We start from the raw sequence: 10375 nt of genomic DNA on the forward strand, positions 1-10375 counted from the left end.
GACCCCGACCAGACGCTATCCGGTCAGAGCGCCTCTGCGAGAGGATCCGACCCGGCTACCAGTTCCCCACGGACAAAACCGTTCTGCGCGCGACTGTCGTGATCGTGTCATTGACATCTGTGCCGCTTCCATAAAGATGTCGTGCAACCCATTGATTCGCTTGGATGCCCTTCGGCGATAATCACGCGCGTCCGCTGGATGCTGCGTCGCCGCATGCTGGGCGTGGTTCAGCTGTGCTTTAGTTTGGATCGATCCACAGGGGAGGGCGGTCGAATCGAGATGGATCGATTCAACGCCCGGGATCGCCATCCGACCGCGCGTCCACCATCCAAGAGCAACCACCCATGGCTCAGTCCGTCCGCAACCGCCGTCATCTGCTGTCCCACGCCCTCGCCCTGGCCCTGCTGCCGTTCGCCGCTGGCGCACAGGAAGCGGCCACGTCGCCCACCAAGGATCTTGATGCGGTCACCGTCACCGGTTCGCGCATCAAGCGTGCCAGCGTCGAGGGCCCGGCCCCGGTCAACGTGATCAGCGCCGCACAGATCCAGAAGGAAGGCTTCGTCACCGTCTACGACGCCCTGAAGACCCTGACCGAAGCGACCGGCACCGTCGAAGCGGCATCGCAGTGGGGCTCGCACACGCCCAATGCGAGTGGCCTCAACCTGCGCGGCATGGGCCCCAACCGCAGCCTGCTGCTGGTCAACGGCCGCCGTGTGGCCGACTACCCGCTGCCCTATGGCGGCGAGACCAATTTCTCCAACTACAGCAACATTCCTGCCGCTGCCGTGGAGCGCATCGAAGTGCTGACCGGCGGCGCGTCGGCGATCTATGGTTCGGACGCCATCGCCGGCGTGGTCAACGTCATCCTGAAGACCAACTACGACGGCGACGAAGTGCGCGTGCGCGGCGGTACCTCCACCGAAGGCGGGCGTGATACCTGGGATCTGTCCTGGGCGGGCGGCAAGACCGGCGACAACTGGAGCGTGACCTACGCCCTGCAGTACACCAAGCGCGATCCGCTGTTCGGCCGTGACCGGCCACAGATGGACGACGCCGACGATGCGCTGTACCCGTCCTGGAACATGGAACAGCGCAAGGTCGGTTTCCGTCCCACCGCTGGTCTGGCGTTGATCGACCCCAGCAACGGCCAGCGCCTGGCGCCGCCGGACGGCACCTGCGAGAAATTCGCTGGCGAGTATTACACCGCCGACCGCCTGGTCTACAACTACAACGCCAATACGGTGAGCAACACCGGCCGCCTCTGCGGCATGAGCGCCGACTACGCCAACTGGCTGTTGACCGGAGGCTCGGAGAACCTGTCGGGCAACCTGTATGCCACCTTCGATTTCGGCAACGATCTGCAGGCCTGGAGCAACCTGGCGGTATACCGTTCCGAAGCGATCTGGGGCACCAATCCGCCGAGCGTGTCGCTGATCGACGATGCCAACGGTTACTACTGGGATGCCAACCGCAATCGACCGGTGCTCGGCGTGCGCCAGTTCACCCCGAACGAAGTCGGTGGCCTGGACACGCTGCGCAATACCAACCGCGAGTTGTCGTGGGATATCAGCGCGGGCCTGCGCGGGCGCCTGGCCGATCGCTTCGACTGGAGCGCCACGGTCGGCCGTTCCTACTACCGCGTCGAGGAGCGGCAGAACGTGGTCGACGAGCAGAAGTCGTACGACTTCTTCCTCGGCCCACGGCTGGGCACCACCGGCGATGGCGAGGCGATCTACGCCTTGAACGAGTCGCGCTGGTGGAACCCGATCACCCCGGACCAGTACTGGCAGATGGGCACGGTAGCGAAGAACCGGGCGTCGTCCTACGTCAACCAGGCCTCGGCCGACATCACCGGTGAACTGTTCCAGGGCTGGGCCGGGCCGATCTCGTTCGCAGCGGTGGCCGAAGTGGCCAAGCAGGGCTATCACCTCAGCCCGGACCCGCGCGCGGGCATCGATTTCGATCTGCAGAACGTCGATCGCGGCGGTGGCGAGCGTACCCGCTACTCGGCCGGTGTCGAATTCAAGATCCCGTTGGCCGACAGCCTGATCGCCACCGCGGCGGCACGCTACGACCGGTACGGCAGCTACAAGGCCGACGGCGGCGGCGAAGCGCTGGATATCGGCAGCCAGAAGGAAACCACCTGGAACGCCGGCCTGGAATGGCGGCCGTTCGAGTCGCTGCTGGTGCGCGGTTCCTACGCGACCAGCTTCCACGCGCCGGACATGCACTACCTGCTGGGCCAGGCCAGCAGTTCCGAAGTGCTGACCTACGATCGCCTGCGCTGCATCGAGAGCGGCGCTTATCTGGTCAACAACTGCGGCGTGGGCAATACCGATGTCTGGTACGCGTTCGATGTGAACCGTCGGGGTACGCCGCTGCTGCGCTCGGAAACCGGCGATTCGTGGACGGTGGGTTTCGTGTGGGACGTGCTGCCGAACCTGTCGATGAGCGCTGACTACTGGGCGATCAAGCTGGAAGACATGATCGTCGACGTCGGCGCGGACGAGGTGCTGGCCAGCGAGGCCGGCTGCCTGACCGGCAAGAACATGGACGGCACGCCGTGGGCGAACCCGGCAGGTGAGGCTTACTGTGCCGGCATCCTGGCCCGGGTGAACCGTGACGGCAGCGGCCGGCTGGTGTCGATCGAGCGCGGGCCGTTCAACCTGGCCAGCCGCGAAGTGCGCGGCATCGACCTGAGCGCGCGCTACCGGCTGGAGACGGCCGCATGGGGCAGCTTCCAGCTGGGGGTGAACTACACCAACCAGATTTCGACGAAAGAACAGCGTTACGCCAACGATCCGAACCCTGAGCGTCGCGACCGTGACCTGCGCAGCAAGCTGCGCGCCAGCCTGGCGTGGCAGGGCGGCAACTGGAATGCGAACGTGTATGCCGACCGCATCGGTTCGGTGCCGGGCGTGCGCTACCACTGGGGCACCGACCGCCTGGACAACCCCGGTGGCTGCCTGCCGTTCGCCGATGGTTACGTGCCCAGCGACAGCCCGTCGCTGAACTGCCTGGAACCCGCCACGCGTCCGGATGGATCGGCCAATCCGAACCCGAATGCGGGGCAGCAGACGGCGCGCTACTACGGCCGGGTCGGACCGTTCATTACCTGGAACTTCAACGTCGGCTACCAGGTGACCGAGTTCATGAAGGTCAATCTGTACGTGAACAACGCGTTCAATGCGACCAGCTGGAACCACAAGGACCCGTACAAGGTCGACTACGATTTCGCGCCGACCCGCTTGCTGGGCGCGGTGGGCCGCGAGTTCGCGCTGGAGTATGTGTTCACGTTCTGAGGGAAGGCGGCGCCGGGCATGGCCCGGCGCCAGCCGCGGGTTGACGGGCAGCCACGCATGGCGTGGCTCTACTGCGGCTTTGATGGAACATTGGCGGGATGGGGTGGATTTGACCTTCCCACGATGGCAAGGTCTAGGCTGGTCACCATCCTCCAGATGGAACCAGGGAAACCAGGCCATGAGCACCTCCAGCCCCACAGCCGTCCACGAGACGGCTTCCACCATCAGCCTGCCGATCGAAGGCATGACCTGCGCCAGCTGTGTTGGCCGCGTTGAAGCGGCCCTGGCCAAGGTCGAGGGGGTCGCCAGCGTGTCGGTCAACCTGGCCACCGAGCGCGCGGACATCCGTTCCTCTGGTCCGGTCGACCGCGATGCGCTGATCCAGGCAGTGGAGAAGGTGGGCTACGAAGTGCCCGCCGCGACCACTGAACTGGCCGTGGAAGGGATGACCTGCGCATCCTGCGTCGGCCGTGTGGAGCGCGCGCTGTTGGCGGTGCCGGGCGTCAGCCACGCCAGCGTCAACCTGGCCACCGAGCGTGCGACCGTGCGCGGCGTTGCCGGCATCGATGCACTGGTGGCGGCGATCGACAAGGTTGGATATGCGGCACGCGCGATCGATGGCGGTACCCAGGTCGACGAGGAAGCGGCGGAAAAGAAGGATGCCGAGCGGGTGGCGCTGAAGCGCGACCTGATCCTGGCCAGCGTGCTGGCGGCCCCGGTGTTCGTATTGGAAATGGGCTCGCACCTGATCCCCGGCATGCACCATTGGGTGATGTCCACGATCGGCATGCAGGCCAGCTGGTACCTGCAGTTCGTGCTGACCACGCTGGTCCTGGCCATTCCCGGCCGGCGTTTCTACCAGAAGGGCTTCCCGGCGCTGCTGCGCCTGGCACCGGACATGAACTCGCTGGTGGCGGTGGGTACCGCGGCGGCGTTCGGTTATTCGGTGGTGGCCACCTTCATCCCGCGCCTGCTGCCGGCGGGCACCGTGAATGTCTACTACGAAGCGGCGGCAGTGATCGTCGCGCTGATCCTGCTCGGCCGGTTCCTGGAGGTGCGCGCGAAAGGCCGCACCTCGGAGGCGATCAAGCGCCTGGTCAACCTGCAGGCCAAGGTGGCGCACGTCAGTCGCGAAGGGCGCATCGTCGATATCCCGATCAACGAGGTGCTGCTGGGCGACCTGCTGGAAGTGCGTCCGGGCGAGCGCGTGCCGGTGGATGGTGAGGTGACCGACGGTCGCAGCTACGTCGACGAATCGATGATCACTGGCGAGCCGATCCCGGTGGAGAAGTCGGCCGGCAGCAGCGTGGTCGGCGGCACCGTCAACCAGAAGGGCGCGCTGACCCTGCGTGCGACCGCAGTGGGTGGGCAGACCATGCTGGCGCAGATCATCCGTCTGGTTGAACAGGCACAGGGTTCCAAGCTGCCGATCCAGGCCGTGGTCGACAAGGTGACGCTGTGGTTCGTGCCGGCGGTGATGCTGGYGGCCCTGGCCACCTTCCTGGTGTGGCTGATCTTCGGGCCGTCGCCGGCGCTGACCTTCGCGCTGGTCAACGCGGTGGCCGTGCTGATCATCGCCTGCCCATGCGCGATGGGGCTGGCGACGCCGACCTCGATCATGGTCGGCACCGGCCGCGGCGCCGAGATGGGCGTGCTGTTCCGCAAGGGCGAGGCGCTGCAGCTGTTGAAGGACGCCAAGGTGGTGGCGGTGGACAAGACCGGCACCTTGACCGAAGGTCGCCCGCTGCTGACCGACCTGGAAATCGCCGACGGCTTCGATCGTGCGCACGTACTGGCGAGGGTGGCGGCGGTGGAGTCGCGCTCGGAGCATCCGATCGCCCGCGCCATTGTCGAGGCGGCGACGGAGGAGGGCATCGCGTTGCCGGCGATGGTTGATTTCGAGTCGGTGACCGGCATGGGCGTGCGTGCCAGCGTCGACGGTGCGCGGGTGGAAGTGGGTGCCGATCGCTTCATGCGTTCGCTGGGCGTGGACATCGGCATGTTCGCTGCGCTGGCCGACCGCCTCGGCAACGAAGGAAAGTCGCCGCTGTATGCCGCCATCGATGGCCGCCTGGCGGCAATCATCGCCGTCTCAGATCCGATCAAGCCGAGTACGCCGGCCGCCATTGCCGCGCTGCACCAGCTGGGTCTGAAGGTGGCCATGATTACCGGTGACAACGCCGCTACCGCGCAGGCCATCGCCCGCCAGCTCGGCATCGATGAAGTGGTGGCCGAGGTGTTGCCGGAAGGCAAGGTGGAGGCGGTGCGTCGGTTGAAGGCGGCCTACGGGCAGATTGCGTTCGTCGGTGATGGCATCAACGATGCGCCTGCGCTGGCCGAAGCTGATGTGGGCCTGGCCATCGGTACCGGCACCGACGTCGCGGTGGAATCGGCCGACGTGGTGCTGATGTCCGGCAACCTGCAGGGCGTGCCCAACGCCATCGCGCTGTCGAAGGCGACCATCGGCAACATCCGGCAGAACCTGTTCTGGGCCTTCGCCTACAACACCGCGTTGATTCCGGTCGCGGCGGGTGCGCTGTACCCGGTATGGGGCGTGCTGCTGTCGCCGGTGTTCGCCGCCGGTGCCATGGCCCTGTCCAGCGTGTTCGTGCTCGGCAATGCGCTGCGCCTGCGGCGCTTCCAGGCGCCGATGGTCGAGGCGTCCCATGCGGCCCAGTAAAGGAGTGATGGCATGAACATCGGTGAAGCATCGAAGGCATCCAGCGTGTCGGCCAAGATGATCCGCTACTACGAGCAGATCGGCCTGATTCCGCCAGCTGACCGTACCGGCGCGGGCTATCGCGCCTATTCGCAGGCCGACGTGCACCGGCTGCGTTTCATCCGTCGCGCGCGTGATCTCGGCTTTTCGGTGGCCGAGATCACCGACCTGCTGGGCCTGTGGAACGACACCTCGCGGCACAGCGCCGACGTCAAGCGCCTGGCCGAGCAGCACATTGATGATCTGGAACAGCGCATCGAGAACATGCGGCAGATGGCCGATACGCTGAAATCACTGATCAGCTGCTGCGCCGGCGATGATCGTCCCGAGTGCCCGATCCTGCAGCGGCTGGGGGAAGGCGAGGAGGGCGCTGCGCCGGTTGCGGCGCCCACCGGGGCGGTACGCAGGCGCGCGCGCAGGACCTGAAGACGACATACGGAAAAGAAAATGCCCGCCCCGGCAGTTGCACGGGGCGGGCATCGTTCATGCAGTGGGTCAGGCGATCAGGCCGGGCGCGGCGGGAAACCCGCTTCGGTCAGCGCTGCAATGATCTGCGCTTCGCTGGCCGAGGTCTGCACCTGCACGCGGCGGCTGGGCGGGTCGGCCGACACCGTCGCCGCCGGGTCGACCAGCTCGATCGCCTTGGTCACGCTACGCGCGCAGCCGCCGCAGGTCATGCCTTCCACATGGAATTCCATCTGTAGCTCCTTCGATGCACTTGGGGGTGGAGGCAGTGTGCACCTTGCAACGATGGCAGGGTCAAGGGTTCCCGCGGCGCAGGGGCCACGAAAAACGGCAGCCACCTGTACCAGCGCGGCTGCCGTGGAGGATCGTCCCCGCCCGCAGGCGGGGGTAATGCCTTAGAACTTCCAGTTCACGCCGAAGTACAGCTGGCGCCCGGCATACAGGTTGGACAGCAGTCGGGCCTGGCTGTCATTGCCGATGTAGCTGCGCAGCTCGGACTTGGTGGCGTTCAGCACTGCTGCGGTCACGGTCCAGTCCGCAGTGATGTTGTAGGCCACGTTCAGATCCAGCTGGCTGTACGGCTTGGTGTAGGTGGTCAGGCCGTTGTTGAGGCCGCCCACCACTTCGCCACGACGGTTGTACGAGGCACGGGCCAGGAACTTCTCGTTCTCGTAGAACACGGTGACGTTGGCCTGGTTCTTGGCGCTGCCGACCAGCGGCGACGAACCGATCTCTTCGCCATCAAGCACGATCGAGGCCAGGTTGGTGTCGTTGTAGGTGTAGTTGGCCTGGACACCAAAGCCCATGTCGAAGGTGTACTGGCCATACAGCTCCACGCCCTGCGACACGCCGTCGCGGCCGTTGGCTTCGGTGCTGTACTTCTGCACCACCACCGTTTCGCCACCGACGGTCATCTGCTGGTCGCGCACGACCGGCACGGTGAAGTTGTCCACGTTCTTGCGGAACAACGCCACGCCTGCAACCGAACCCGGCTTGAAGTACCACTCCAGGCCAAGGTCGAACTGCACCGCCTTGAACGGCTCCAGTGCCTTGTTGCTGCCCGAGCCGTACCAGCCGGGGGTGTCGGTGCCGCCAGCGACCCGACGATCATTGCTGTATTCCTGGCTGATGTACTGCAGGCCGCCCGGATAGGCGATGCTGGTGTAGCCCGGGCGCGCGATTACCTTCGACGCGGCACCGCGCAGCACCAGGTTGTCGGTGATGTCCCAGGCGATGTTGAAGCTCGGGAGGAAGTCCGTATAGGTCTTTTCCAGCGAGCTGAGGGTATAGACCTTGTCGCGCACCTGGTTGTCCGGCAGACGCACGAAGCCGCCCTGGCAACGCAGGTTCGGATCGGCAGCCGGGTCATCGCAGCTCATCGGCGCACCAGCGGCGTTGTCCACGAAGTAGTCGTTGAAACGTTCGACCGAATCGCTGGACTGGGCGAACTGCTTGGTACGCACCACGCGCACGCCGACGTTGCCACGCACGCGATCAGTGCGGAAGTTGGCCTGGAAGTAACCCGAGTAGATCTTCTCGTTGACGTCGTAGACGAAGTCTTCCTCGGTACGGTTGTGCGAGCCACCGTAGGTCTGGTTGAGGTAGTCGATGTAGGCCGGGTAGTTGATGCCGGGGAACACGTTGGCATTGAAGCCACCGGCGATGTTGCTGATCGGGTTGGACAGGAAGAAGCCCGGCTGCGCATTGCCTGCGGTCGGATCGCAACCGGCCTGGTAACGATTGTTGTCATAGTCGGCCGGGTCCAAGCCTTGGCAGACCCAGTAGGTGTTGCCGGTATTGCGGTGCACCTGGCCGTCGCGGTACTTGGCGCCGAACTGGATGGAATCCAGCCAGCCGGCTTCGAACATCTTGGTGACGTCGGCCTGGAAGTAGTTCTGTTTGACCTCGGTCTGCATCCACGACGAATCGGTGGAGCCGGTATCGACCTCGGCGATGCCAGCCATCAGCTGCTGCTGGATGTCCGGCGAGACGGTCAGCGACGGCGTGCCGGTCAGGTCCCATGCGGTGTACTGGTTGCCGGCCTGCCACTGGTCACCGACCTTGCGGCGGGGCTTGGCCGACATGCGGAAATTCATCGACGGGCCACCCTTGGACCAGGTGCGGCCGCCGGTGAAGCTGGCCTTCCACAGCGGGCTGATGTCCCAGTCGACGGTCAGATCGGCCGTCTGCGAAAGCGCCTTTTCCTTGCTGTAGCCACCGGTCAGCTGCGGAGTGGGGATGGTGCAGTCATCCGGACCCCAGCCACCCGGCGGCAGGCCAGCTGCGGCGGCCTGGTCTTCGCTGCAGTAATAGGTCTTGCCGGCAAGCTTCTCGTACTGCGCGCCGGTGACGATGCTGCCACTGGGATCGAAGCTCAGCCCGTTGAGCAGGCGCCCACCGGCCCAGTTGCCATCGCCGTTGTAGCGGGCCAGGTTCCACTCCGGCACCTTCAGCATGTTCTGGGTGTAGTCACCCTGCAGTTCGAAGCGGAAGTAGTTCGCGGTCAGGGTCAGGTTGTCGATCGGCTTGAACTGGAAGGTCAGCTGGCCGCCCTTGCGCTCGCGCTTCTCTTCCTTCACCGCGAAGTTCACCGAGGTCGGCATGAAGAATTCGCTGTAGTTCGTGCCGGTCTGGTTGTTGAAACCGGATTGGCCCCACCAGTAGTGGATGCCATCCTGTTCCAGCAGGTTGCCGTTGGCATCACGGGCGGTGGTGTTGTTGCCGTACCACTGGTAGTCCTCGGTGCTGGTCTCCATGGTGCGGGTGGTGCGCTTCTGCTGGGTCACGCCGACCAGCACGCCGAAGCGCTCGTCCTTGCTGTGCCAGGAATACAGCGCCGACACCTGCGGATCGACGTCGTGGCTGGTATCGGACGAAGTGCCTTCCAGGTTGACGTAGCCGGAATTGGCTTCCATCTCCAGCGGTCGGCGGGTGTGCAGGATGACCGTGCCGCCGATGCCGCCTTCGTCGATGCGCGCCTCCGGCGACTTGAACAGCTCGGCGCTGGACAGCATGTTCGACGGCAGCAGGGTGTAGTTGAACGAGCGGGTAGCTTCGTTGTTGGTTTCCGACGAGGCAACGTAGTTGCCGTTCAACTGGGTCAGGGTCAGGTCGGGCGCGAGGCCGCGCACGCTGACCGACTTGCCTTCGCCACCGCTGCGGGTGATGACCACGCCGGGCACGCGCTGCAGCGCATCGGCCACGTTCTTGTCGGGGAACTTGCCAACGTCCTCGGCGGTGATCACTTCGACCACGGCGTTGGCGTCGCGCTTCTGCTGCAGGCTCTTTTCGATCGCGTAGCGATAGCCGGTGACCTGGACGCTGTCCAGGGTGGTGGCGTCCTGCGTGCCGGTCGTTGCTGACGCCTGCTGGGCGGAAGCGCCAAGCGGGGCGACGGCGGCGGCCAGGGCCAGCGCGATGGCCAGCGACAACGCGTCGTGGCCCTGCGTACGTGTTGAATGCTTCATTGCCATCTCTCCCTCTCTCCTGGATTGATCCGGTGACTGACTGACGCGGAAACTTGAATCGATCTAATTCGTGATGCCGATCTTGCCTTCGCCCTGCAGATGCAACGAGCGCCTGGCGGATGGCGCGGCACGTCCTGTCTTGCTCCCCAACTCCCGGGCCATCGCGATGTCGTCTTGGATCGATCTAAGCGATGGGCGGGGCGATTTTTAGCACGGCAACGGCGCCGACGCATGTTGCTGCGCAATATGGCAGCGACGTGTCGTGCAAATGACCCTTTGCGCAAAAACGCTGTAAGCGTTTACATGCGCAGACGGGGTGGGCCGGCCGGGCTGCGCCGCAGAATGCATTGGGCGAAATTCCCATGCTCTACTTGAATCGATCTAAATCCGCCGGGGTGCGGATTTGTACCGATGGAAACGAG

5 protein-coding genes are annotated in these 10375 nt (G+C 65.0%); 3 read left to right on the plus strand and 2 right to left on the minus strand.

What is annotated here, in order from left to right:
* The first annotated feature begins 344 nt into the window (after positions 1–344).
* The 3 genes from AB4Y98_RS17295 (at position 345) to cueR (ending at position 6447) form a co-directional block, all read left to right on the plus strand.
* The gene (locus tag AB4Y98_RS17295; RefSeq protein ID WP_394196327.1) at positions 345–3302 is read left to right on the plus strand and encodes a TonB-dependent receptor plug domain-containing protein; all 2958 of its coding nucleotides are present in this window, start codon (positions 345–347) and stop codon (positions 3300–3302) included.
* 178 nt (positions 3303–3480) lie between these two features.
* The gene (locus AB4Y98_RS17300; RefSeq protein WP_442244791.1) at positions 3481–5982 is read left to right on the plus strand and encodes a heavy metal translocating P-type ATPase; all 2502 of its coding nucleotides are present in this window, start codon (positions 3481–3483) and stop codon (positions 5980–5982) included.
* Between the two features lie 12 nt (positions 5983–5994).
* Positions 5995–6447 carry a Cu(I)-responsive transcriptional regulator gene (gene cueR, locus AB4Y98_RS17305; protein ID WP_025874806.1) on the plus strand — a complete coding sequence of 151 codons (453 nt, stop codon included), beginning with the start codon at positions 5995–5997 and terminating at the stop codon, positions 6445–6447.
* A gap of 77 nt (positions 6448–6524) precedes the next feature.
* Here cueR and AB4Y98_RS17310 read toward each other — a convergent pair whose 3' ends face one another.
* Together AB4Y98_RS17310 and AB4Y98_RS17315 are read right to left on the minus strand one after the other, a co-directional pair.
* Positions 6525–6719 carry a heavy-metal-associated domain-containing protein gene (locus AB4Y98_RS17310; protein ID WP_025874804.1) on the minus strand — a complete coding sequence of 65 codons (195 nt, stop codon included), beginning with the start codon at positions 6717–6719 and terminating at the stop codon, positions 6525–6527.
* A 162-nt stretch (positions 6720–6881) separates the two neighbouring features.
* The gene (locus tag AB4Y98_RS17315; RefSeq protein WP_312107277.1) at positions 6882–9959 is read right to left on the minus strand and encodes a TonB-dependent receptor; all 3078 of its coding nucleotides are present in this window, start codon (positions 9957–9959) and stop codon (positions 6882–6884) included.
* Between the last annotated feature and the right edge of the window lie 416 nt (positions 9960–10375).

It is taken from the genome of Stenotrophomonas sp. 2YAF26 (genome assembly GCF_052114625.1).
Classification (GTDB): Bacteria; Pseudomonadota; Gammaproteobacteria; order Xanthomonadales; family Xanthomonadaceae; genus Stenotrophomonas; species Stenotrophomonas indicatrix.

Excerpts from the sequence above, each read along its gene's own strand:
- AB4Y98_RS17295 (WP_394196327.1), top strand. The coding sequence starts at position 345 with ATGGCTCAGTCCGTCCGCAACCGCCGTCATCTGCTGTCCCACGCCCTC.
- cueR (WP_025874806.1), top strand. The coding sequence starts at position 5,995 with ATGAACATCGGTGAAGCATCGAAGGCATCCAGCGTGTCGGCCAAGATG.
- AB4Y98_RS17310 (WP_025874804.1), bottom strand. The coding sequence starts at position 6,719 with ATGGAATTCCATGTGGAAGGCATGACCTGCGGCGGCTGCGCGCGTAGC.
- AB4Y98_RS17315 (WP_312107277.1), bottom strand. The coding sequence starts at position 9,959 with ATGGCAATGAAGCATTCAACACGTACGCAGGGCCACGACGCGTTGTCG.